Origin of the sequence: Saccharothrix texasensis (assembly GCF_003752005.1) — a bacterium.
GTDB lineage: Bacteria > Actinomycetota > Actinomycetes > Mycobacteriales > Pseudonocardiaceae > Actinosynnema > Actinosynnema texasense.
The window spans coordinates 7,782,630-7,807,369 of record NZ_RJKM01000001.1; the positions used below are offsets into that span (position 1 = coordinate 7,782,630).

The following is a 24,740-nucleotide window of genomic DNA, read 5'->3' on the forward strand; positions in this document are numbered from 1 at the left end:
CCGACAGCTCGTGTTCAACGCCATGCGTCACACAACGCGGGTGTGACGAAAGGGGGTCGGTCGTGCAGTGCGCGCAGTGCGGTGCCGAGATCACGCACCCCACCCGGGGTCGGCCCCGGCGGTACTGCGGCCGGTCGTGCCAGGCGCGGGCCTACCGCGCGCGCAAGGACGGCACGGTCCCCCGGCGGTCCTTCGTGGACAGTGGAGCCGCGGCGCCGCTCGACCGCGACCTGGTGGTCCGCGCCGCCATCCGCCTCGCCGACGACGAAGGGCTCGCCGCCGTCTCGATGCGACTCGTCGCCGCCCGGCTCGGCGCCTCCACGATGTCCCTGTACCGGCACGTGTCCGGCAAGGACGACCTGGTCACCGCCATGGTCGACACCGTCCTCGCCGACCACCGCCCGCCCCCGCCCGGCGCGACCGGCTGGCGCGCCCTGCTCGACCACGAAGCCCGCGAGGAATGGGCGCTCTACCGGCGGCACCCGTGGTCGCTGGCCGCGCTCGGCACCACCCGCCCGCCACTGGGCCGCTCCGTCCTGGAGACCGTGGACCGGTTCCTGGCCGCCCTGCCCCTGGACCACCGCACCGCGCTCTCGGTCTACCTGTTGGTGAGCGGCTACGTGCAGGGCACGGCGATGATGGCGGTGGCCGAGTCCGAAGCGGTCCGCGACACCGGCGTCAGCGCCCGCGGCTGGTGGCACGACCGGCTCGGCCGCCTCGCGGGCGTGGTCGGCTCGAACCGCTACCCCTGGCTCACCGAACTGGCCGCCGACCCGCCGACCCCCGCCGACCTGGAGGGCTGGTTCGACTTCGGCCTGCGCCGGGTGCTGGACGGCATCGCCGCCTTCCTCGAACCCGACGAACCCCGGGAAGCCCACGACCCCGGCGCGGCGGGCTCAGCCGCGGCCGACCGCCGACGTTGACTCGCGCACGACCAACCGGCACGGCTGTCGGACCACCCCGGACGGGCGACGCCCGTCCAACGCCTCGAACAGGTACCGCGCCGCCGTGGTGCCCAACCGTTCCAGGTCGAGGTCGACGGTCGTCAGCGGCGGCCGGCAGTCGGCGGCGAACTCCTCCCAGTTGTCGTAGCCGACGATCGCCACGTCCTCCGGCACTCGCTTCCCCCAGTGGGACAACGTGTCCGCGACACCGGTCGCGATCTGGTCGTTCCCGCAGAACACCGCGTCCACGTCGGGATCGCTGGCCAGCAGCATCCCGGCCGCGTGCCTGCCCCAGCGCTGCGACCACTCGCCGTACAGCGGCGCGCCGCCCGCCAGGCCCAGCCCGTGCTCGTCCAGCACCCGGTGCAACGCGGTCACGCGGTCACGGGCCGCGCGATAGGCCCGCGGCCCGGTGATGTGGCCGATGCGCCTGCGCTGCAACGACACCAGGTGCTCCACCGCCAGCCGCGCGCCGCCCTCGTCGTCGGCTATCACCGACAGGTCCGCGGGGTCGCTGGACTCGCAGTACACGTACACGACCGGCACCGGGATGTCCCGGGTCAGCGACGGCCGGACGTCGTTGTCGTCGCCCAGGATGATGAACCCGTCGACCTGCCTGGCCAGCAGCGTGCTGATGTAGTGCCGGCGCCGGATCGCGTCACCGCGCGCGTCGCACAGCAGCACCGACATCTGCTCGTTGGCCAACGCGTTCTCCACCCCCAACAGGATCGGGATGGCGAACCGGCCGCCCAGCTCGTCGGTGAGCAGCCCGATGGTGCGCGTCCGACCGGAGATGAGCCCGCGGGCCAGGGCGTTGGGCTGGAACGACAGCTCGGCGGCGGCCCGCAGCACGCGCTCGCGGGTGGCGGGCGCGACCTCGTCCCTGGCGTTGATGGCCTTGGACGCGGTGGAGATCGAGACGCCGGCCAGCCGCGCCACGTCGCTGAGGGTCACCGCGTCGGACCGGCGTCTGCCCATCGAAAGCCTTTCGAAACGTTGTCGAACGCCGATTCGATCGTAGGCGCTCTTCACGACCGTCAGAGGTCATCCTGGAGCACAGTCCCGAGACGTCACAAGGACAATTGCCGAAAACGTTTTCGGCTGCCACAGTGCTGACGAGGCACACGGATCGCGGGAGGTTGGGATGACAGTGACGTCACCGGACACCACTGCCGTCGGGGGACGTCCCGTCGTGCCTTCGCGAGGCAGGTTGCGCCCGCTGGGCCAGGACGAGGTCCGGATCACCGGCGGTTTCTGGCGGGCACGGCAGGACGTCAACGCCACCGCGTCCCTCCCGCACGCCCGGTCGTGGCAGGACCGCCTCGGCTGGACCGGCAACTTCACCGCCCGGAACGCCGCGTCGGCCACCCGCCGCGGCCGGGAGTTCACCGACTCCGAGGTCTACAAGCTGCTGGAGGCGATGTCCTGGGAGGTCGGGCGGGGCACGGGCGAGACCGGCGCCCTCGACGCGCAGATCGCCGAGCTGACCGGCGTGGTCGCGGCGGCCCAGGCGGCGGACGGCTACCTGCACACCGCGTTCGGTCGCCCGGGCCAACCCGCCCGGTACAGCGACATGCTGTGGGGCCACGAGCTCTACTGCACCGGGCACCTGCTGCAAGCCGCCGTCGCCAGGGCCCGCACCGGCGGCGGTGACGCCGACCCGCTGCTGGCCGTGGCCCGCCGCGCCGCCGACCACGTCTGCGAGGCGTTCGGGCCGGACGGCACGCCCGGTGTCTGCGGCCATCCGGAGATCGAGCTGGGCCTGGTGGAACTGGCCCGACTGACCGGTGAGCAGCGCTACCTGGACCAGGCCGCGCTGTTCATCGAGCGCCGGGGTCACCGCACGTTGCCGCGCCACCACTTCGGCTGGTCGTACTTCAGCGACGACCAGCCCGTGCGGCAGTCCACCGTGTTGCACGGCCACGCCGTGCGCGCGCTCTACCTGGCCGCCGCCACCGTGGACGTCGCGGTCGAGACGGGTGACGACGAGCTGCTGCGGACCGTCGCGGCCCAGTTCGACCGGACGCTGGCCCGGCGCACCTACCTCACCGGCGGCATGGGCTCCCGGCACGCCGACGAGGCGTTCGGCGACGACTTCGTGCTGCCGTCGGACCGGGCGTACTCCGAGACGTGCGCCGGGGTGGCGGCGATCATGCTCGCCTGGAGGCTGCTGCTGGCCACCGGCGACGGCCGGTACGACGAGGTGATCGAACGCATCCTCTACAACGTCGTCGCCACCGCGATCGGCGACGACGGCCGGTCGTTCTTCTACGCGCACACCCTGCACCAGCGCACGCCCACGGCCGCGTCGGCGGCGGACGAGGAGCAGTTGGGGTTCGGCGGCGGGCCGAGGGCGCCGTGGTTCGAGGTGTCGTGCTGCCTGCCGAACGCGGCCCGCCTGCTGGCCGCCCTCTCGTGCTACCTCGTCACGGTCGACGACACGGGCGTCCGCCTGCACCAGTACGCCGACTCCGAGATCTCCACCCGGCTGGACGACGGCCGCGAGGTGGGGTTGCGGGTGCGCGCCGGCCTGCCCGACGACGGCGCCGTGACCGTGCGCGTGACCAAGACCGACGACCAGCCGTGGTCGATCACCCTGCGGGTGCCGCAGTGGGCGGCGGGCGCCGAGCTGGTCACCACCCACGGCCGCCGGCACGTGCCGGTGGGCGACATCGTCGTGTACCGGTCGTTCGCGGTGGGCGAGGAGATCCGGCTGGAGCTGCCGACCCGGCCCCGCTTCACCGCGCCCGACCCGAGGATCGACGCGACGCGCGGGTGCGTGGCGGTGGAACGCGGGCCGCTGGTGTACTGCGCCGAGTCCGAGGGCGAGGTCGACCTCGACACCTTGCGCGTGGACGCCACCGTGCCGCCGGTCGACGCGGGGTCCGGCGTCGAGGTGCGCGCCCGGTTCACCGCCCCCGGCCCGGACGACTGGCCCTACGGCGCGCCGCGGCCGGCCGACGACCGCACCCGGCCGAGCACCCCGCTGAACCTCGTGCCGTACCACCGGTGGGCGCGCGGCGGCCCGTCCACGATGCGGGTCTGGCTGCCCGCCACCTGACCCCGCCGGCCGACCCGCCCTGATCGGCCACCCGGCCGGACACACCACCCGAACCGTGCTCAAAGGAGAGACCGGTGAGAACCAGACGGCTTCGTGTCGCCTCCGCGGCGGACACGCCGGGCCCGGGAGGCGGCGCGGCGCCGACGCCGCGGCCTCCCGCCGCGCCCTGATGACGCGCGACCCGTTCGGGGCCGCGGCGGGGGAACCGGGGGAGCCGGTCCGCGCCGACGGCCGCACCACCACCACCTCCGCCGTGGTGCCCGGGGCAGTGCCCTGCCCCGCGTTCTTCGCCGCCATGCAACGCAGCCACGTCCGCGGGGTCGCCCCAGGAGCCGTCCAGGGCTGACCTCGCGCGTCCGACGCTGCTTCGTCCGGCAACCGGAAGGAAGATCGTCGTGTCACGACCATGGATGAGAACAGTGCTGACCGCGCTCGCGCTCGCGCTGGCGGTGAGCGGCGCGGGCGTCGCGCAGGCCGAGCAGGCGCGTGACGTCACGGCCGCGGCCAACCCGGCGACGTGGAGCCCGCCGTCGAACCTGGTGACCCCGCTGAACCAGGTGTGGTCGCACCAGGAGAGCACCTACGGCGACCTGTACGGGTTCCGCAACTACGGCTGGGACCAGGTCTTCGCCAACGGCGGCTACCTGAACTTCTGCGTGCGGTGGGACTCGTCGGCGCCGGTGAGCGCGTCGCTGCGCGACCGCATCCACGCGAAGCTCGCCGAGCAGTACAAGAAGTGGACGGATCTCATGGTGGGCCACAACAACTGGCCCTACGCGCAGGTCCCGATCAAGGTCGTCGGCTGGGCGGTGCGCGACCGCGCCACGTTGCAGTGGAGCGACAACTCGGTCGACGTCTACGTCGACAACATCCGGGAGAACGCGCCGCAGTGCGCCGAGCAGTGCGGTCGGTTCTTCGTCCGCGACGGCCAGTACCGCAACTGCCCCGGCGGGGTGCCCCGGCACTACGACCAGTCGTTGTGGCTGACCGCCGGCATGGGCGGCGGCGCGGGCGGCGACTGGGGTCAGCGGATCGGCAGCGAGTACTTCGTCAACAACCTCGGCTCGCCCACCGTGCACATCCTGCTGCACGAGATCGGCCACACCTTCGGGCTGGACGACTTCTACGACTGGACGCCGTCCGGCGTGGGCGGCTTCCTCATGAAGGCGGGCAGCGCGACGACCATCACCGAGTTCGACGCCTGGATGTTCCGCGACTGGTGGCGGCACCTGAAGAGCCGCTACGGCCGCTGAGCGACCGCCGGCGCCCCCGAACCCCGCACCGGGGGTGCCGGCCCCTCTGCCACGGAAGGTCACGACCATGTCCCTGCCCACCCCATCCCGACGTGCCGTGCTGCGCGCGGGCGCGGTGGTCGCCTCGGCCACCGCCCTGCCCACCCTGACCGGCGCCGCCGTCGCCGCCACCGACCCGACCACCGCCGCCACCACCGCCACTGCCGCCGCCGCGAGACCGGACACGGGCGCGTCGGCGCACCCGTTCCCGCTCGGCGCGGTGACGCTGCTGGCCGGACCGTTCCAGACCAGCACCTCCCGCACGCACGCCTACCTCGAGTTCCTCGACGCCGACCGGCTGCTGCACACGTTCCGGCTCAACGTCGGCCTGCCCTCGTCGGCCGCCGCGTGCGGCGGCTGGGAGTCGCCGACCACCGAGCTGCGCGGCCACTCCACCGGCCACGTGCTGACCGCGCTCGCCCAGGCGTACGCGAGCACCGGCGACACCGCGTTCCGGAACAAGGGCGACTACCTGGTCACCCAGCTCGCCGCCTGCCAGGACCGGGCGCAGGCGGCCGGGTTCACCACCGGCTACCTGTCCGCGTTCCCGGAGAGCTTCATCGACCGCGTGGAGGCCCGGCAGCAGGTCTGGGCGCCCTACTACACGCTGCACAAGATCATGGCGGGCCTGCTGGACATGCACCTGCTGGCGGGCAACGCCCAGGCGCTCACCGTCCTGACCCGGATGGCCGCGTGGGTCGGCACGCGCAACGGCAGGCTGACCCCGGCCCAGCGGCAGAACATGCTCAAGACGGAGTTCGGCGGCATGAACGAGGTGCTGGCCAACCTCTACCAGCTCACCGGCGACCCGGCGCACCTCACCGCCGCCCAGCACTTCGACCACGCCGAGGTCTTCGACCCGCTGGCGGCGAACACCGACGCCCTCAACGGCTACCACGCCAACACCCAGATCCCCAAGGCGCTCGGCGCGATCCGCGAGTACCACGCCACCGGCCTGACCCGGTACCGCGACATCGCGACCAACTTCTGGCACATCGTCGTCGGCACGCACACCTACGCCATCGGCGGCAACTCCAACGGCGAGTACTTCAAGGCGCCGGGCCGGATCGCGTCGGAGCTGTCCGACAACACGTGCGAGTGCTGCAACACCTACAACATGCTCAAGCTGACCCGCCAGCTGTTCCGCACCGACCCGAAGGCGCACTACTTCGACTTCCACGAGAAGGCGCTGTACAACCACCTGCTCGGCGGCCAGAACCCGGCCTCCGCGCACGGCCACCACAGCTACTACGTGCCGCTGCGGCCCGGCGGCCGGCGCACCTACAGCAACGACTACCAGGACTTCACCTGCTGCCACGGCACCGGGATGGAGACCAACACCAAGCACTCCGACAGCATCTACTTCCAGGCCGGCGACACCCTGTACGTCAACCTGTTCATCGCCTCCGCGCTCACGTGGCCGGGCCGGGGGATCACCGTGCGGCAGGACACCGGGTTCCCCGAGTCGGCCGCCACCCGGCTCACCGTCACCGGCTCGGGCCGGATCGACCTGCGCGTGCGCGTCCCGTCCTGGGCCGCGGGCGCCCAGCTCAAGCTCAACGGCGTGGTGCAGGACGTGGCGACCGCGCCGGGCACGTACGCGCGCCTGGACCGGACGTGGAGCAGCGGCGACGTGGTGGACCTCAGCCTGCCGATGGCGCTGACCCGGGAGCCCGCGCCGGACAACCCGGCCGTGCAGGCGGTCAAGCACGGCCCGATCGTGCTCGCGGGCGCCTACGGCACGACGAACCTGACGTCGATGCCCACGCTCCAGCCGGGCACCCTGCGGGCCACGACCACCCCGCTGCGGTACACGGCGACGGCGAGCACCGGCCAGGTCACGCTGCTGCCGTTCTACCAGCTGCACGGCCAGCGCTACACGGTCTACTGGAACGTCACCGACACGCCCGCGCCGCCGCCGTTCATCGCGCACTACCCGTTCGACGAGGCGGCGGGCTCGGTGGCGGCCGACGCCACCGGCAACGGCCGGACCGCCACCCTCGCCGGCGGCGCCCGGTGGACCGCGGGACGCACCGGCTCGGCCGTCGACCTCGGCGGCGCCGGCGAGCACGTGCTGCTGCCCGCGGGCCTGCTGGTGGGCGCCGCGGCGTTCAGCGTGGCCACCTGGGTGCGGTTGGACGCGGTGACCACCTGGGCGCGCGTGTTCGACTTCGGGACGGGTGCCACCTCGTCCCTGTTCCTGACGCCGCGCGGATCGGCGGGCGGCGCCAGGTTCGCCATCACCACCGGCGGGTCGGGCGCCGAGCAGCGCATCGACGCGCCGTCACCGCTGCCCGCCGGCGCGTGGACCCACGTGGCCGTGACGCAGACCGGCGACCTCGGCGTGCTCTACGTCAACGGGGTCGAGGCGGCCCGCAACGCGGCGCTGACCGTGCGGCCGTCCGCGCTCGGCAGCACCACGCAGAACTGGATCGGGCGCTCCCAGTACGCGGGCGACCCCTACCTGGACGGCGCCGTGGACGGCTTCCGGGTCTACGGCCGCGCCCTCACCGCCGCCGAAGTGGCCGACCTGCACGCCACCGGCCGCTAGCCACCATCCCCCACCGTTAGGACTCACTCATGGGCACCCGAATCCGGGCGGTGAGGCTGGGCGCGGCACTCGCGCTCGTCGCCTCCGCCGCCGTCGTCGCCGTCGCACCGACCGCCTCCGCGGCCAACCCGATCATCACGAGCTACTACACCGCCGACCCGGCGCCCCTCGTCGTCGGCAACACGATGTACGTCTACGCGGGCCGCGACGAGGCCGCGACCGGCAACAACAACTTCCTCATGCGCGAGTGGCGGGTGCTGTCCTCGACGGACGCCGCCAACTGGACCGACCACGGCGCGAAGGCGAACATCGGCACGTTCCCGTGGGCGGGCGCGGACGCGTGGGCGAGCGAGGTCGAGCCGAAGAACGGCAAGTACTACTGGTACACGTCGGTCAACGGCAACGGCGCGGGCTGGATGGACATCGGCGTCGCGGTGGGCGACAGCCCGCTCGGCCCGTTCCGCGACGCCAAGGGCGGTCCGCTGATCAGCGACAGCACGCCCAACTCGTCCGGGCTGAACATCGACCCGACGGTGTTCACCGACGACGACGGCCAGTCCTACCTCTACTGGGGCGGCTACTGGGGCGCGCGGGCGGCGAAGCTGAAGCCCACCATGGTCGAGCTGGACGGCGCGGTGACCACGCCGCAGGGCCTGGCGAACTTCTGGGAAGCGCCCTGGATGTTCAAGCGCAACGGCCTCTACTACATGATGTACGCGGCCAACGACACCAACGGCTGCGTCACCGACTCGAGCTACGCCTGCCAGCGCTACGCCACCGCCACCAACCCCCTGGGGCCGTGGACGCACCGCGGCGTCGTGCTCGACAAGGTCTCCTCGACCACCAACCACGCGGGTGTCGTGCAGTTCAACGGGCAGTGGTACATCGTCTACCACAACGCCGACGCGCCCGGCGGCGGCAACTTCCGCCGGTCCGTCGCGGTGGACCTGCTGCAGTTCAACGCCGACGGCACGATGCGCAAGGTCACCCAGACCACGACCGGCCCGCCGCCGAACCCGGGCACCGGTCCCGGCACGGGCACGAACCTGGCCACGTCGGCGACCGCGTCCACCTCTCACGTCTCGACGTGGGAGTCGCTGGCGGCGCTGAACAACGGCGGCACGCCCGCGAGCTCGGCGGACCGCTCGAACCTCGCCTACGGCAACTGGCCCGAGCGCGGCACGCAGTGGGTCGAGTACCAGTGGCCGTCCAGCCGTTCGATCAACAAGGTGGCCACCTACTGGTTCGACGACGACCAGGGCATCGACCTGCCCGCGTCGTGCGCGGTCCAGTACTGGAACGGCAGCGCCTACGTCGACGTGCCCGGCCAGTCGGCGTGCGGCGTCGCGGGCAACGCGTTCAACACCACCACGTTCACCGCCGTGAACACCACGCGGCTGCGGTTGTCGATCACCTCGAAGCCCGACTTCTCGACGGGGGTGTTGGAATGGCAGGCCTTCCAGGCGTGACCCGACGGCTGGCGGCCGTGGTGGTGCTCGGCGCGCTCCTCGTGCCGGTGCAGGGCGCCTCCGCCGCGCAGACGATCGGCTACCCCACGTTCAACGGTCCCCCGGTCCCCGCGCCGCCGGTCGGCTACAGCACCGGCAGCACCATGCGCGCGATCTACGACGCCGAGAGCGGCGGCACCGACTTCTGGGTGGACCGCCTGCTCGCCCGACCGGGCGACGACCCCGCCGGCCCGTGGCTGATGACCCGCGGTCGCGGCGCGTTCATGTACACCCACAACCCGGCCGTGATCGGGTTCGGCGGCAACGCCGCCTACTGGGACAACATCAGCAGCCAGAACGCCTACGCGATCACCGTCGGCCCCGGGGCGCTGACCGAGCAGGTGTCGAACCGCCGGCAGGCCCCGAGCCACTGGAAGGGCGTCTACACCGGCACGGGCGTGCGGGTGGAGGTCGCGAAGTTCATCACGCACAACAACGTCGCCGTCACCAACCTGACCGTCACCAACACCGGTTCGGCGTCGGCCACGCTGCCGCTGCGCGTCACCTCGCCGTACGCGACCGCGGTCAGCGGCGCCGAGCTGACCGGTTCGCGGCAGGTGAAGAACAACCTCACCACCATCCGACCCAGGCTGGCCGGCGACGGGTTCACCGCCGCGAGCGGCGCGCTGACCCGGTCGGTCACGCTGGGCGCGGGCCAGTCGGCCACCACCAAGGTCGTGATGGGCTTCGTCACCGACGAGATCCCCGAGTCGCTGACCGAGTACAACGCCTACCGCGGCCACTCGCCGTCGGTCGCGTTCGCCACCCACGTGCGCGACTACAACCGGTGGTGGGCGGACAACATCCCCTACATCGACGTGCCCGACCCGGCGATCAAGAAGAACGTCTACTACCGCTGGTGGCTGATGCGCTTCAACCACCTCGACGTGGACATCCCGGGGCAGGACTTCCAGTTCCCGGTCTCGATCGAGGGCGTCACCGGCTACAACAACGCGATCGCGCTGACCCAGCCGATGCACATCGACGACCTGAAGTACCTGCGCGACCCGGTCTACTCGTACGGGCCGTGGCTGTCGGTCGGCCAGTCGTCCAAGGGCGGCCGGTTCGTGGACAACCCCGGCGACCCGGAGAACTGGTCCAACTCCTACACCCAGTACATCTCCGAGGCGGCGTGGCGCAGCTACCAGATCCACGGCGGCCGGCCGGGCGTCGCGGGCAACCTGGCCAAGTACGCCGAAGGTGACGTGAAGGGGCAACTGGCCACCTACGACACCGACGACAACGGCGTCATCGAGTACGACTGGGGCGCCATGACGGGCAACGACGCCGACGCGGTGTCGTTCGACTGGCGCGCGGGCAACCTCGACCGCGCCGAGACGGCGTACGTGTGGAGCGGCGCGATGGCCGCGCAACAGGCCTACGCGCTGACCGGCAACACCGCGAAGGCGAGCGAGATGCAAGCGCTCGCCGACCGCATCCGCAACGGCGTGGTGACCACGCTGTGGAACCCGTCGCGGCAGTTGTTGGAGCACAAGCACGTGGCCACGAACACCCACGTGCCGTGGAAGGAGATCAACAACTATTACCCGTTCTCGGTCGGCCTGATGCCGAACACCGACCAGTACAAGCAGGCGCTGCGGCTGTTCGCCGACCCGAACGAGTACCCGGTCTTCCCGTTCTACACGGCCAACCAGCGCGACAAGGCGGAGGCCGCGCAGGCGGGCCACCCCGGTTCCAACAACTTCTCCACCATCAACTCCACCGTCCAGTTCCGGCTGTACTCCTCGGTGCTGCGCAACTACCCGAACCAGTGGATGACCGCCGAGGACTACAAGAAGCTGCTCTACTGGAACACCTGGGCGCAGTACGTCGGCGGCAACACGCAGTGGCCCGACGCCAACGAGTTCTGGGCCGACTGGAACTCCGGCAGCCGCAGCATCGACTACCGGTCGTGGATCCACCACAACATCCTCGGCAGCAGCAACTGGACCGTGGTGGAGGACGTGGCCGGGCTGCGCCCGCGCACCGACACCCGGATCGAGCTGTCGCCGATCACCATCGGCTGGTCGCACTTCGCGGTCAACAACCTGCGCTACCGCAACATGGACCTCAGCGTGGTGTGGGACGACCCGGCCGACGGCGTGACCCGCTACAACGGCGTGCCGCAGGGCTACTCGGTCTACCTGAACGGCACGCGCGCGTTCACCGTCGACCGGTTGACCCGCGTGCTCTACAACCCGGCCAACGGCGAGGTCACGTTCCCCTCCGGCGCCGGCACGGTGAACCACTCCGCGGCGGTCACCGGGTTGCAGGCGCCGCAGGACGTGGCGCACGGCGGCGCGCGGATGGTCGACATGTTCGCCAAGGCGGGCGTCGACCTGACCTCCACCGCGCCGAACCTGGCGCAGGGCGCGGGCGTCACGGCGTCGTACACGGCATCCGGCACGTCGGTCGGGGCCGCGGTCGACGGGTTCCCGATCAACGAGCCGCTGTGGGGCACCTCGGGATCGCCCAACGCCGCGGACTGGTACGAGATCGACTTCCGGCAGCAGCGCACGGTGGACGAGGTGCGGCTGCACTTCCGCGACGACCGGGCGGGCAACCGGTACCGGGCGCCGTCGTCGTACGCGATCCAGTACTGGAACGGCTCCGCGTGGGTCGGCGCGGCGGCGCAGGGCAGGACGCCGGCCACGCCGAGGGCCAACTACAACCGGGTCGGGTTCACCCCGGTGTCCACGCAGCGGATCCGGGTCCAGGTGACGCACGCCTCCGGGTTCAGGACCGGGCTGACCGAGGTGAAGGCCTACAGCAGGGGAGGCGGCGCAGATCCGCAGCCGCCGGTGAACCTGGCCGCCTCCGCCACGCCGTCGGCGTCCTACACCTCGTCGTGGGAGTCGGTGGCCGCGATCAACGACGGCGTCGACCCGCCGTCGTCCGACGACGCCGTCAACCCGCGGTGGGGCACCTGGCCCGAGACCGGCGAGCAGTGGGCCGAGCTGACGTGGGCGTCGGCGCAGTCGGTGCGGTCGGCACGGGTGTACTTCTTCGACGACAACGGGGGAGTGCGGGTGCCCGCGTCGTGGAAGGTGCAGCAGTGGAACGGGTCGGCCTACGTGGACGTGGCGGGCGCGAGCGGCTACCCGGTCGCGCCGGACGCCTACCAGGAGGTGACGTTCACGCCGGTGAGCACGACGCGGTTGCGGGTCGTGCTGCGGAGCGGGGCGGGCTCGGTCGGGCTGCTGGAGGTGAAGGCCTTCGGGTGACCGCGAGGGTGTGAGAGGGGGACCGGTCGCGCCGCCGGTCCCCCCTTCCACGCGGCGGTGTCAGCAGCCGCCGCAGTTGTAGTAGGTGACGTCCCAGTGGTTGCTCTCGAGGTAGTAGACGTTCCCGGAGCCGGACTGCCACTTGTTGCCACCGATGGAGGTGAAGGTGCCCTTCACGTAGTTGGTGAGGCAGGTGGTGAGGCGGAAGTCGAGCTTGTAGCCGTTCCAGTGGCTGTAGGTGCCGCTGGCGTGGCCGGTCTCGGTGCCGCCGGTGATGGTCAGCGCGCAGCCGGTGGCCCGCTTGAGCGTCTCCGCGCCCTGCACCGTGGTCAGGTTGATCTGCGTGAACGAGGTGCAGGTCGGGTTGTTGCGGTCGCTGCACCCGCCGCTGGACGTCCACGAGATGCCGGCCGCGCTGAAGCGCGCGGTGGCCTGCGCGTGGGTCAGCTTCGTGACCAGGGCGGTGACCGGGGTGTCGGTGGCGGGCTGGAAGACGGTGTCCTGGACGACTTCGGCGGGCGCGGCCGAGGCCGCGGTCGCGCCGGTGACGGCGAGCAGGGCGGTGGCGGCGGCCACGACGGCGGCGCGGAATCGACCGGTACGCATGGGGACTGTCCTTTCGACGGGCAGCCCTCGCCGATCCGGGATCGACCGGGGCTCGGCGCAGGGATGCGGCAGGGGTCGTCGGACAGCAGCTTAGGTGCCGGCAACTTACCGCACAGCGGCCAAGTGGGAGATTTTCTGACTAGCTTCACCGTGGTATGGCGGCGTGGCCCGCCCGTCGGGGCTTCTTTGCCGGAACCCGGCAATTGACCGGGTCTCGGAGCGGCCCGGGTGCGACATTGTCCCCGGTGGCTCCGTCGATCAGGATTGGTGCAGGTCGGGGAGCCGGGGGGCGAGGGGATCCGGGGGGATCAGAGGGGAAGTGGGGGCAAGGGGGAGCAGGGGGAAGGGGAGCGGTTCCACGCCCGTTGGGGAACGGGCGTGGAACCGGTCGTCCGCCGCGCCGCGCACCACCGCCGCGCACCGCCGGGTGAAATCGGCCGGCGCGAAGCCGGGTGTCCGCCCTACGGTGTGCCGCGCAGGTGTTCGCGCCTTGAGGAGGAATGAGATGCGGCGACTCGACGGTCTGCTCCGTCCCGGTGCCCCTTCCCACACCCCCGAGGACCGTCATCACCACCCGAACCCTGAACTTGGGCGTGCTCGCGCACGTCGACGCCGGTAAGACCAGCCTCACCGAGCGGCTGCTGTTCGACCACGGGACGATCCCGCGGCTCGGCAGCGTCGACGGCGGTGACACGCAGACCGACAGCGGCGAGCTGGAACGCCGCCGCGGCATCACGATCCGCTCCGCCGTCGCCTGGTTCCGGCTCGGCGACCTCCAGGTGAACCTGGTGGACACGCCGGGGCACCCGGACTTCGTCGCCGAGGTCGACCGCGCCCTGTCCGTGCTGGACGGCGCGGTGCTGGTGATCTCGGCGGTCGAGGGCGTGCAGGCGCAGACCGGGGTGCTGCTGCGCTCGCTGCGCCGGTTGCGCCTGCCGACCCTGCTCTTCGTCAACAAGATCGACCGGATGGGCGCGCGGCACGACGACCTGCTCGCCGAGATCCGCCGCCGGCTGACGCCCGCCGTGGTCCCGATGGTGCGGGTCGAGCGGCTGGGCGCGCGGGACGCCCGGGTCGTCGCCCGGCCCGCCGCCGACGGCGCGTTCCGGGCGGAGGCGGCCGAGCTCCTGGCCGACCACGACCTCCCGCTGCTGGGCCGGGTGATCGACGGCGACGTGCCCGAGGACGTGTCCGCGCCGCTGCGCGACCAGACGTGCCGGGGGCTGGTGCACCCGGTGTACTTCGGCTCGGCGGTGTCCGGCGCGGGCACGGCGGAGCTGGCCGACGGCATCCGGAGGTTCCTCGCGCCGCGGCCGGTCCCGTCCGACGACCTGCGCGGCGCCGTGTTCGCCGTCGAACGCACCGGCAAGGGCGAGAAGGTCGCCTACCTGCGGCTGTTCTCCGGGACGCTGCACGGCCGGCAGCGGGTGGCGTTCCGGCGCCGGGACCCCTCGGGCGCGGTGGAGGAGCACCGGGGGCGCGTCGCCGGGCTGGAGGTCGTGGGCGGCGGCGCCGGGCCGCTCACCGCGGGCGACATCGGCAAGCTGCGCGGGCTGCCCCACGTGCGCGTGGGTGATCGGCTGGGTGCGGACGACGACGGCGGGAGAACGCACTTCTCGCCGCCGATCCTGGAGTCGGTGGTCCGCCCCGGGGAACCCGGCCGGGCGGCCGAGCTGCACGCCGCGCTGACCAGGCTGGCCGACGAGGACCCGCTCATCCGGACCCGGGCGGCGGGCGGCGGCACGACGTCCGTGCTGCTCTACGGGGCCGTGCAGCGCGAGGTGATCGCCGAGCGGCTGCACCGCGAGTTCGGCGTCGAGGCGGTGTTCGAGCAGGCCCGGCCGGTGTACTTCGAACGGCCGGTGGGCCGGGGCGAGTCGGTGCACGAGTTCGACCCGCGCGGGCCGAACGACTTCTGGCAGACCGTCGGCGTGCGCGTCGAACCGCTGCCGCCGGGCTCCGGCCACACCTTCACCAGGCAGGCCCAGCTCGGCCTGCTGCCGAAGGCGTACCACCGGGCGATCGAGGAGGCGGCGACGGCGACGCTGCGGCAAGGCCTGCACGGGTGGGAGGTCACCGACTGCGCGGTGACCATCACGCGCGTCGGCTTCAACGCGCCGATGACGGTCGCCGCCGACTTCCGCCACCTGACGCCCGTGGTGCTGCTGCGGGCGTTGCGGCAGGCGGGCAGCGCCGTGCACGAGCCCGGCTTCACCGTCGAGGTGGAGGTGCCGGACGACGCGCTCAGCGCCGTGACCGGCCTGCTGCTCTCGCTGGGCGCGGACCTCGGCCCGGCCGTCGCGGCCGGCCCGGTGTGGCGCGTGCCGGGCGACCTCCCGGCGCGCTCGCTGCACGACCTCGCCGCCGCCCTGCCCGGTCTGACCCGCGGCGAGGGGAGCATCCGGCACGAACCGGGCCCCGCCCGCCGGGTCCGCGGCCCGGCGCCGACCAGGGCCAGGACGGACGGCAACCCGCTCGACCACGACGAGTACCTGCGGTTCCTGTCCAACCGGGACCTGGCCGACCGGTGACCGCCGGCGCTCACCGGTCGACCGCTTTTGACAGGTACTTGTCAACCTGCCAGATTGTCCGATGTGACCGACCTGTCCGATCGTGGCCGCGAGTTCTCGAACCTCCTCGTCGAGGTGTTCCGGGTGAACGGCCTGCTCCTCGCCGCCGGTGACGGGCTGGCCGAGCCGGCGGGCCTGACCAGCGCCCGGTGGCAGGTGCTCGGCGTGGTGGACCACGGGCCGCGCACGATCGCGCAGGTGGCCCGGGTGATGGGGCTGACCAGGCAGGCCGTCCGGCAGACGGCGGCCGGCCTGGTCCGCGACGGCATGGCCGAGTTCCGGGACAACGTGCGCGACCGCCGGGCCCGGCTGCTCGCGCTCACCCCGCGCGGCCGGTCGGCCCTGCGCGAGGTCGAGCTGCGCCAGGCGGCGTGGGCGAACGACGTGGCCGCCCGCATGTCCCTGGCCGAGCTGCGCGCCGTCACCGGGACCCTGCGCGACCTGGGCGACTTGGTGGAGGAGCGGTGACGGTCGTCCCGCCGGACCCGACCGACCGCCCGCGGCCGGCCGGCACGTCGGCGTGCGTGGAGGTGCCGCGCCGGCGGTCGTGACGCGCGCCCGGCCGCTAGGTCGGGAACATCGAGCCCGCGAAGGCCCGCACCATCGCCTCCGGGTCCCGGCCGGCCCGCGACAGCGCGCCGGTGTTCCACAGCGTCGCGAAGCCGTGCACGAGCGACCAGGCCGCGACCGACGCCGACGCCGGGTCGGGCCGGTCGGCGACGCCGTCCGCCAGGGCCGCGCCGGCCCGGTCGCGCGCCTCGGTCAACGCGGGGTCGTCGGGGCGCAGGAGGTCGGGCCGGAACATCACCTCGAAGTGCGCGCGGTGCCCGACCGCGAAGCGCACGTAGGCCACGCCCAGGTCGACGATGTCGCCGCCCTCCGCCACCGTCCCGTCCAGCGCGTCGGCCAGGAGCGTGAAGCCCTCCGCGGCGAGCGCGGTGAGCAGGCCCGCCTTGTCCTTGAAGTGGTGCACCGGTCCCGCGTGCGACACCCCGACCCGCCGGGCCAGGTCGCGCAGGCCGACGCCGGCGGGGCCGTGCTCGGTGATCGCCTCGACCGCCGCGTCCAGGACGGCGCGGCGCAGGTCCCCGTGGTGGTACGGGCGCTCCGTGGTCACCCCGGCAGCCTACCCGCGATCTAGTCATTGACAAGTTCGTGGGTCGCCGTCAATCTTGCCACTGTCAAGTTCGCGTCGTCTCGTCTTCGTCTTCGTCTTCGTCGTCGGAGGAGTGCCCGTGGCACCGCTCGTGATCCTCGTCCTGGTCACCCTCGCCCTGGTAGGCCTGCGGGCCGTCGGCGTCACCCGCGTCCCCGCCTGGCCGTTCGCCGTGCGGTGCGGGGTCGCGGCGATGTTCGTCGCGACCGGGGTGGCGCACTTCGCCGGCCTGCGCGAGGAGCTGATCGCGATGGTGCCGCCCGCCGTCCCCGCGCCCGGTCTCGTGATCACCGTGACGGGCGTGCTGGAACTCGCGGGCGCGGCGGGCGTGCTGTGGCGGCGGACCGCGCCGTGGGCGGCGGCCGGCCTGACCGCGATGCTGGTCGGCATGTTCCCGGCGAACGTCTACGCCGCCCGGCAGGGCATCTCACCGTCGTTCGGCGACGCCTTGGTGCCGCGCACGCTCATGCAGCTCGTGTTCCTCGCGGCCACCGTGAGCATCGTGGCGCACTACGCCCGTCGTCCCCGCGAGTCGCGCGGGAACGTCAGCCGATGACCACCTGATCGAGGGACGGCACGACGGTCAGCACCCGGTCGACCTCGGTGAGCTCCAACGGGTGCACCACCGATCGGCGGCTCGCCACGACCGCGAACCGGACACCGACCGCGACCGCGCGGTGGTGGGCGTCGAGCAGGGCCGCGATGCCGAGCGAACCCAGGATGGTCACCTCGCTCAGGTCCACCACCAGCACCGGTGGCCGCCGGGCCAGCTGGGCGTCCAGCTCGGCGCGGACCAGGTCGACACCCGCCAGGTCGACCTCGCCGACGACCCTGGTGACCGCGAGGCCGTGCGCCTCGGTCGTGCCGACGGCGAGTTCCGCGCCCTGCCGACGCCGATCGGTCATGGCGCGCCGCCCCCCGGTGTGGACCTCCTGTGTGACCGTGGCGTCGTCCTGGTCCGGTGCGGCGTTACGCCCTGCCGAGGGGGCCTCGGTCACGCCGTCCCCGCGCGGTCCGCCGTGCGCCGTGCGGCCCGGTGCGTCACATTGTGCTCGACCACGCGCCGTGCTCGGTGGTGATCGCGCACCGCGACGCAACGACTCCACGAGGAGGCACGCGTGACCCCGCAACTCCGCGCCCACCGGCCCGACCCGGCCCGCCCCTCCGCCTCCCCGTCCCGCGGCCACGAACCGGACCCGCCCGACCCGTCGACCCCGGACCCCGTCCCGCGCCGGCCGCAGCCGTCCGGACCCGACCCGGTGCCGCCGAACCCGCTACCGCCGCCGGTCCCGCCCACCTCCGCCCGCCGGGGCCGCTGACGTGGCGGACATCGGAGGGCTCACCTGGGCGCTCACCATCGGCCTGGTCCTCGTGCTGATCGCGGTGGACCTGGTGCTGGCGGTCCTGCGCCCGCACCGCGTCGAGATCCGCGAGGCGACCGCGTGGTCGGTGTTCTACGTGCTCTTCGCCCTGCTGTTCGGCGTGTGGTTCACGCTGGCGTACGGCGGGCAGGCCGGCACCGAGTACTTCGTCGGCTACCTGGTGGAGAAGAGCCTCTCGGTCGACAACCTGTTCGTGTTCGTGATCATCATGTCGACGTTCGCCGTGCCGGAGGAGCACCAGCACAAGGTGCTGACGTTCGGCATCGTGCTGGCGCTGGCGCTGCGCGCGGTGTTCATCGCGGTCGGCGCGACGCTGCTGGCGCTGTTCTCGTTCGTGTTCCTGCTGTTCGGCCTGCTGCTGATCTACACGGCCGTGCAGCTGTTCCGGCACCGGGACGAGGACCCGGACGTCGAGGACAACCTCGTGGTGAAGACCGCGCGCCGGGTGCTGCCGATCGCCGACGACTACCAGGACGGCAAGCTGTTCACCCGCGTCGACGGCCGCCGGATGGCCACGCCGCTGTTCGTGGTGCTGCTCGCGATCGGCAGCATCGACGTGCTGTTCGCCCTGGACTCGATCCCGGCGGTCTTCGGGATCACGTCCGAGCCGTACATCGTGTTCGCCGCCAACGCGTTCGCGCTGCTCGGCTTGCGGGCGTTGTTCTTCCTGGTGAAGGGGTTGCTCGACCGGCTGGTGTACCTGTCGACGGGCCTGTCGCTGATCCTGGCGTTCATCGGGGTGAAGCTGATCCTGCACTGGGCGCACGAGGACCTCGACCCGCGCGTGCCGGAGGTGCCGACGCTGCTCAGCCTCGCGGTGATCCTCGTGGTGCTGACGGTGGTGACCGTGGCGAGCCTGGTCAAGACGCGGCGCGACCCGTCGATGAAGGCACGTCCCGGCTCGCTGCGGGCCCGCCGCGCCAAGGCCGAGCCGGAACGCCCCGACTGACCAGCACCCGCCCACCACCACGCGTGTCCTACCTTCGGAACGCGCGTGTCCTACCTTCCGGTACCCCATGTTGAACATTCGGCACGGCGAGCGTGTGTTCCGAGCGTTCAACATGGGTGTTCTGAACGTAGGACACGCGTGACCGGAACGTAGGACACGCGGGTCAGAGGAGGTAGGTGGTGCCGCCGGCGGCGAGGCAGAGGCGGCGCAGCACGTCGTTGTCCTCGACCATGGCGCGCAGGGCCGGTGCCGAGTCGGCGGTCCGCAGCAACGCCAGCAGGAACACGAGCGGGCTGTCGGGCACGCGGAGGCCGGGTGTGCGGAGCACGGCGCGCGGCACCGGGTAGACGAGCACCACGCCGTTCCCGCCGACCGCCGGCCCCGCCAACGACGCGGTCAGCACCTCCTCGACGGTGGCGTCGGGCAGCAGCACGGTGAGCCAGGGGTGCGGCCACCGCCAAGGCCCGAGCACGCGCAGGGCCGCCACGTCGTCGGCCATCCGGTTGGCGAAGCGGCGGTAGGTGGCGGTGTCGGCGTCGGCCGCTTCACGCCGGTCGCGCAACCCGGCCAACGGCTCCGGCGGCGGCGCCGGCGGCGTGAAGTAGGCCGTGGCGTCGATCCGGAACGACCACCGCCCCGCGCCGTCCGGCCTGGCCCGCCCTTCCAGGTGGTCGAACCGGCGTTCGGCGGCCAACAGCCGCTGGTCGCGCAGGAAGTCGCCCACCCGGTCGTAGCGCAGCCGGAAGCAGCGGGCGTGGGTGTGCGCGGGCACGAGCCGCACCGTCGCCCGCAGGATCACGCCCCGCCGGCCACCTCCCGCGCGCACCGCGTCGAACACGTCCGGGTGACGGGTCGGCGAGCACGTCACCCGGACGCCGTCGGGGGTGACGGCGTCGAGCTCGAGCACGGTGTCCGTCTGCGCCCCGAAGCGGTGGCTCGCGCCGCCGAGGCCGCCGACGGACAGCGTGCCGCCCACGGACAGCCCGAGGTAGTCGGTCAGCACGGGCGGTGTCACGCCGAGCGGCAGGGTGGCGGCGAGCACGTCGCTCCACCGCGCGCCCGCGTCCACGACGACGTGCTCGGACGTCACCCGGTGCACGGTCCGGAAGCCGGTCATGTCCAGCACGAGCCCGCCGGGCGCCTGCGCCTGTCCACCGGTCGAGTGGCCTTCGGCCCGCGGCACGACGGTGAGGCCGTGCGCGCGGGCCAGCCGCACCGCGGCCGGGACGTCGTCGGCGGACGTCGGGCGCAGCACACCGACCGGCCGCCGTCGCACGACGTGCCCGAAGTCGTCGGCGGCCCAGTCGAGCGCCGCGTCGTCCGTCAGCGGCACGCCGCCGGGGAAGTCCACGCCCCGAAGCGTGCCACCGAAACCGGTCACCCACCGGATCTAGCGGGCGAGCAGGTCCCGCAGCGCCCTGACGACCTCGCCGGGCGCCTCTTCGGCCATGAAGTGACCGCACGTGACGGTGCGGTGGTCCAGGTCCGGGGCCCACTGCCGCCACCGGTCGGCGGCGTCGAAGCCGAGGACCGTGCCCCAGTCCTGCTGCAGCACGGTCACCGGCATGCGCAGCCGGTTCCCGGCTTCCCGGTCGGCCAGGTCGTGCTCGACGTCCACGGTGGCGGAGGCCCGGTAGTCGGCGACGATCGACGGGACCGCCTCGCGGGACGCCTTCAGGTAGGCGGCGCGGACGTCGGCCGGGATCGCGGCCGGGTGGACGGCCCACGTGTCGAGGAAGTGGCCGAAGAACGCGTCCGCCGACGCGCCGATCATCGCCTCGGGCAGGCCGGGCGGCTGGGCCATCAGGTACAGGTGGAAACCGACGGCCGCGGTGACGCCGTGCATGACGTCCCAGGTGTCGAGGGTCGGCAGCACGTCCAGCGACGCCAGGTGGGTGACCGCGGCGGGGTGGTCGAGCCCGGCGCGGACGGCGACCAGCGCGCCCCGGTCGTGGCCCGCCAGCGCGAACCGGTCGTGCCCGAGCGCGCGGGCGAGGGCGACGACGTCGGCGGCCATCGTGCGCTTCGAGTACGCCCGGCCGTCGTCGGCCGGCTTGTCGCTGTCGCCGTACCCGCGCAGGTCGGGGCAGATGACGGTGTGGTCGGCGGCCAGGTCGGCGGCGACGTGCCGCCACATCAGGTGGGTCTGGGGGAAGCCGTGCAGCAGCACGACGGGGCTGCCCGTGCCTCCCACGGCGACGTTGAGCGCCACGCCGTCGGCGACGGTGACGCGCTGCTCGGTGAACTTCACGTGCGGCTCCGGGTTCGGTCGGGGTGCGGTTGCCCGACCCACTCTGGGCGGCGCCGATCAGCGCCCGGTCAGCAGCCGATCAGCACCCCGGGGCACGCCTGGACCAGGTCGGATACGGTGTCGGCGATGGTGCGTTTCCGGGTGTTGGGCCCGTTGGGAGCCGTGGGTGGGCGCGGGCCGCTCGACCTCAAGGGGCCGCGGCACCGCGCGGTGCTGGCACGCCTGCTGGTCGCCAGGGGCCGGGTGGTGCCGGTGACGCGGCTGATCGACGACCTCTGGGACGACGACGCGCCGGACGGTGCGCTGGGCGCCGTGCAGACGTTCGTCGGCGCGTTGCGGAAGGCCCTCGAACCCGACCGCCCACCCCGCGCGCCCGCCCGGCTGCTGGTGACCGTGCCGCCGGGGTACGCGCTGCGGGCGGGTGAGGCGGACGAGGTCGACGCCTGGCGGTTCGAGGCGGCGGTGGGGGAGGCGGCCCGGTCCCTGGCCGCCGGCCGGCCGGCGGAGGCGAAGGCGCTGCTGGACGACGTGCTCGACCTGTGGCGCGGCCCCGCGTACGCGGAGTTCGCCGACCGGCCGTGGGCGCACGGCGAGGCCGCGAGGCTGGACGAGGTGCGGCTGCTGGCCGTGGAACGGCGGGCCGAGGCGGCGTTGGCGCTGGGCGCGGCGGCGGAGTCGGTGCCGGACCTGCGGGCGCACGTCACCGCGCACCCGTTGCGCGAGGACGGCCGGCGGCTGCTGGCCCTCGCCCTCTACCGGACCGGACGGCAGGGCGAGGCGCTGGCCACCCTCCGCCAGTCCCGGGACGTGCTGCGCGCGGAGCTCGGCGTCGACCCCGGCCACGCCCTCCGGCGGCTCGAGACCGACATCCTCGCCCAGTCGCCGGCCCTCGCGCCCGAACCACCGCCCGAGCCGTCGAGCGCCCGGTCCACCCCGTTCGTCGGCCGCGCGGACGAGCTGGCCGAGCTGGTCCGGGCCGCGCGGACGGGCCGGCGGCTGGCGCTGGTCTCGGGCACGGCGGGAGCGGGCAAGACGGCGTTGGCCGAGGAGCTGGCCGCCCGGCTCGCCGCCGCCGGCTGGGCCACCGCGTGGGGCACGTGCGCCGAGGACGCGCCCGCCGCCTGGCCGTGGACGCGGATGGCGGAAGCGCTTGCGCTCGGGGACGACCTGCCCGCCGGCCGGTTCGAGCGGCACCGCGCGATCGCCGCCGCCCTGGCCCGGCGGGAGCAGCCGGTCCTGCTGGTCTTCGACGACCTGCACCGGGCCGACGACGACACCCTCGCGCTGGTGACGTCCCTGGCCGCCGACCCGGACGCCGGCCGGGTGCTGATCGTCGGCACCTACCGCTCCACCGAGATCTCCGCCGCCCTGACCGGAGCCCTCGGTCGGGCCGCCCGCACCGAGCCCGCCCGCGTCCACCTGGGCGGCCTGACCGAAGCCCGGGTGCGCGACCTGGTCGAGGCCGTCACCGACCGCGCGCCGACGGACGCCGACGTGCGCGCGATCCACACCCGCAGCGGCGGCAACCCGTTCTTCGTCCGCGAGCTGACCCGCCTCTGGGAGACCGACCCCGCCCTGAGCACCGTCCCCGCCGGTGTCCGCGACGTGCTGCGCCACCGCCTCGCCCAGCTCTCCGACACGGCGCGCACCCACCTGCGCCAGGCGTCCGTCCTCGGCCAGGAGGTCGACCTGGACGTGCTGGTCCCGCTCGCGGGCGACGAGGACGTGGTGCTGGACTCCGTCGAGTCGGCGCTGCTCGCGGGTTTCCTGGTCGAGCCGGACGCCGACCGGCTGCGGTTCGCCCACGCGCTCGTGCAGGAGACGCTGTACGACGACATCGCGCACGCCCGCCGGGCCCGGTGGCACGCCGCTGCCGCCGACGTCGTCGAGCGGGTGCGCCCCGACGACGTCGAGGCCGTCGCCCACCACCTCCTGCGCGCCGGGAACCGGGTCGCCGCCGCGCGGACCGCCCACCACACCCGGGCCGCCGCGGAACGCGCGGAGCGCCGGTCCGCGCCGCACCAGGCGGCCAGGTGGTGGCGCGAGACGCTGGCCCGGACGGGAGGACCGGACCGCCTCGACGCCGTGATGGGCCTGGTGCGGGCGCTGGCCGTGACCGGCGACCTCGACCAGGCCCGCCGGCACCGGGCGCGCGCCGTCGCCGAGGTGGCCGGCGACCCGGTGCTGACCGCCCGCACGATCGGCTCGTTCGACGTGCCCGCGATCTGGACCACCAACGACGACGAAGCCCTGTCCGCGGACCTCGTCGACGCGGCCGAACGCGCGCTGGACGCCCTGCCGCCGGGCCACGACGCCGAACGCGCCCGCCTCCTGGTCACCATCGCGATGGAACGCCGCGCCGACACCGGGCGGCGTGGCCGGGACGCGGCCCTCGAAGCCGAGGCCGTCGCCCGCGAGCTGGACGACCCGGCGTTGCTGGCCCTGGCGCTCAACGGCCGGTTCCTCCAGACGTGCCACCGGGCGGGCCTCGCGCCGGACCGGGCCCGGATCGGCGCGGAGCTGCTGGACCTCGCCGCCCGCCACGGCCTGGTGACGTTCGAGGTGCTCGCCCACCTCATCCTCGTGCAGTCCCACGCCGCGCTCGCCGACCTGGCCGCCGCCGACCGGCACGCCGCCGCGGCCGACGCGCTCGCCGAACGGCACGACCTGCCGCTGGTCGGCGTCTTCACCACCTGGTACGCCGCGCTGCGCCTGGCCGTGACCGGGCGGCGGGACGAGGCGCGGGCCGCCTACCGCGCCGCCGCGTCCCGCCTGTCCGGCGCCGGGATGCCGGGCGTGGAAAGGGGAATCCTGCCGTTGGCGCTGCTGGGCCTCGGCGACGTGCCGGACGCCGACTGGGGCCCGTACGAGCCGTGGGCGCGCCCGGTCGTCCTGCTGGCGCGGGGCGAGCGCGCCGAAGCGCTCGCGGCCGTCGTCCCCGACTCGCCGCACGACCTGCTGTTCGAGGTCAGGACGTGCCTGCACGCGGTGGTCGCCGTCGAAGCGGGCGACCGGCCGACCATGGCGCGCCTCTACGACCGGCTCCTCCCGGCGGCCGGGGAGCTCGCCGGCGCGGGCAGCGGCCTGGTCGCGTTCGGCCCGACCGCCCACCACCTCGCCGCCCTCGCCGCCGCGCTCGGCCGTCCCGGACAGGCCGCCGGGCACCGGCGGCGGGCGCGGCGGATCGCCGCCGCGCTGGGCGCTCCACAGTGGACCGGATTCGACGTCACCTAGTGGGCGGCTCAG

19 protein-coding genes are annotated in these 24,740 nt (G+C 73.5%); 13 read left to right on the forward strand and 6 right to left on the reverse strand.

The features are described 5' to 3' along the window. Positions 1–62 precede the first annotated feature (62 nt). Complete coding sequence (locus EDD40_RS35040; RefSeq protein ID WP_246038058.1) at positions 63–923, forward strand: TetR/AcrR family transcriptional regulator; 861 nt, start codon at positions 63–65, stop codon at positions 921–923. Here EDD40_RS35040 and EDD40_RS35045 read toward each other — a convergent pair. Then, positions 897–1,922, reverse strand: a complete 1,026-nt coding sequence (locus EDD40_RS35045; protein ID WP_123746706.1) for a LacI family DNA-binding transcriptional regulator — start codon at positions 1,920–1,922, stop codon at positions 897–899. The two genes, EDD40_RS35040 and EDD40_RS35045, sit on opposite strands and share 27 nt — an antisense overlap. Positions 1,923–2,136: 214 nt before the next feature. On the opposite strand from EDD40_RS35045, the gene EDD40_RS35050 reads away from it, so the two are divergent. From EDD40_RS35050 to EDD40_RS35070, 6 genes are all read left to right on the forward strand, one after another. Beyond that, a complete protein-coding gene (locus tag EDD40_RS35050; protein ID WP_246038060.1) occupies positions 2,137–4,005 on the forward strand; it encodes a glycoside hydrolase family 127 protein in 1,869 nt (622 codons plus the stop codon). 169 nt (positions 4,006–4,174) lie between these two features. Next, positions 4,175–4,351 carry a YdiU family protein gene (locus EDD40_RS41190; RefSeq protein ID WP_148088994.1) on the forward strand — a complete coding sequence of 59 codons (177 nt, stop codon included), beginning with the start codon at positions 4,175–4,177 and terminating at the stop codon, positions 4,349–4,351. 64 nt (positions 4,352–4,415) lie between these two features. Further along, entirely contained in the window at positions 4,416–5,258 is an 843-nt protein-coding gene (locus EDD40_RS35055) for a hypothetical protein (RefSeq protein ID WP_123746708.1), read from the forward strand. Positions 5,259–5,325: 67 nt separating this feature from the next. Further along, positions 5,326–7,848 (forward strand): glycoside hydrolase family 127 protein, encoded by a 2,523-nt coding sequence (locus tag EDD40_RS35060; protein WP_123746709.1) that lies wholly within the window; start codon positions 5,326–5,328, stop codon positions 7,846–7,848. Positions 7,849–7,877: 29 nt separating this feature from the next. Further along, positions 7,878–9,317, forward strand: coding sequence for a glycoside hydrolase family 43 protein (locus tag EDD40_RS35065; RefSeq protein WP_123746710.1), 1,440 nt, complete (start codon positions 7,878–7,880; stop codon positions 9,315–9,317). Beyond that, positions 9,296–12,580, forward strand: coding sequence for a discoidin domain-containing protein (locus tag EDD40_RS35070; RefSeq protein WP_123746711.1), 3,285 nt, complete (start codon positions 9,296–9,298; stop codon positions 12,578–12,580). Before EDD40_RS35065 ends, EDD40_RS35070 begins: the two co-directional genes overlap by 22 nt. Before the next feature lie 60 nt (positions 12,581–12,640). On the opposite strand, the gene EDD40_RS35075 is transcribed toward EDD40_RS35070, so the two are convergent. Further along, positions 12,641–13,186, reverse strand: coding sequence for a hypothetical protein (locus tag EDD40_RS35075; RefSeq protein WP_123746712.1), 546 nt, complete (start codon positions 13,184–13,186; stop codon positions 12,641–12,643). Positions 13,187–13,779: 593 nt separating this feature from the next. On the opposite strand from EDD40_RS35075, the gene EDD40_RS35080 reads away from it, so the two are divergent. Continuing rightward, positions 13,780–15,717 carry a GTP-binding protein gene (locus tag EDD40_RS35080; protein WP_246038062.1) on the forward strand — a complete coding sequence of 646 codons (1,938 nt, stop codon included), beginning with the start codon at positions 13,780–13,782 and terminating at the stop codon, positions 15,715–15,717. A gap of 63 nt (positions 15,718–15,780) precedes the next feature. Continuing rightward, entirely contained in the window at positions 15,781–16,224 is a 444-nt protein-coding gene (locus EDD40_RS35085; protein WP_123746714.1) for a MarR family winged helix-turn-helix transcriptional regulator, read from the forward strand. Positions 16,225–16,321: 97 nt separating this feature from the next. On the opposite strand, the gene EDD40_RS35090 is transcribed toward EDD40_RS35085, so the two are convergent. Then, the gene (locus EDD40_RS35090; RefSeq protein WP_123746715.1) at positions 16,322–16,873 is read right to left on the reverse strand and encodes a TetR/AcrR family transcriptional regulator; all 552 of its coding nucleotides are present in this window, start codon (positions 16,871–16,873) and stop codon (positions 16,322–16,324) included. 118 nt (positions 16,874–16,991) lie between these two features. Here EDD40_RS35090 and EDD40_RS35095 point away from each other — a divergent pair, with 118 nt between their 5' ends. Next, positions 16,992–17,468: a DoxX family protein gene (locus EDD40_RS35095; protein ID WP_123746716.1), complete on the forward strand. Its 477-nt coding sequence runs from the start codon at positions 16,992–16,994 to the stop codon at positions 17,466–17,468. Here EDD40_RS35095 and EDD40_RS35100 read toward each other — a convergent pair. Continuing rightward, complete coding sequence (locus EDD40_RS35100; RefSeq protein WP_123746717.1) at positions 17,458–17,817, reverse strand: STAS domain-containing protein; 360 nt, start codon at positions 17,815–17,817, stop codon at positions 17,458–17,460. The genes EDD40_RS35095 and EDD40_RS35100 overlap by 11 nt on opposite strands. Before the next feature lie 213 nt (positions 17,818–18,030). Here EDD40_RS35100 and EDD40_RS41195 point away from each other — a divergent pair, with 213 nt between their 5' ends. Both EDD40_RS41195 and EDD40_RS35105 read left to right on the forward strand, forming a co-directional pair. Next, complete coding sequence (locus EDD40_RS41195) at positions 18,031–18,231, forward strand: hypothetical protein (RefSeq protein WP_148088995.1); 201 nt, start codon at positions 18,031–18,033, stop codon at positions 18,229–18,231. A 1-nt stretch (position 18,232) separates the two neighbouring features. Continuing rightward, entirely contained in the window at positions 18,233–19,243 is a 1,011-nt protein-coding gene (locus tag EDD40_RS35105; RefSeq protein WP_123746718.1) for a TerC/Alx family metal homeostasis membrane protein, read from the forward strand. A 163-nt stretch (positions 19,244–19,406) separates the two neighbouring features. On the opposite strand, the gene EDD40_RS35110 is transcribed toward EDD40_RS35105, so the two are convergent. Together EDD40_RS35110 and EDD40_RS35115 are read right to left on the reverse strand one after the other, a co-directional pair. Further along, positions 19,407–20,594, reverse strand: a complete 1,188-nt coding sequence (locus tag EDD40_RS35110; protein WP_148088996.1) for an FAD-binding protein — start codon at positions 20,592–20,594, stop codon at positions 19,407–19,409. A gap of 39 nt (positions 20,595–20,633) precedes the next feature. Next, on the reverse strand, positions 20,634–21,494 hold the full coding sequence (locus EDD40_RS35115) for an alpha/beta fold hydrolase (RefSeq protein ID WP_123746720.1): 861 nt from the start codon (positions 21,492–21,494) through the stop codon (positions 20,634–20,636). 126 nt (positions 21,495–21,620) lie between these two features. On the opposite strand from EDD40_RS35115, the gene EDD40_RS35120 reads away from it, so the two are divergent. Next, complete coding sequence (locus EDD40_RS35120) at positions 21,621–24,728, forward strand: ATP-binding protein (RefSeq protein ID WP_123748525.1); 3,108 nt, start codon at positions 21,621–21,623, stop codon at positions 24,726–24,728. Positions 24,729–24,740 lie beyond the last annotated feature (12 nt).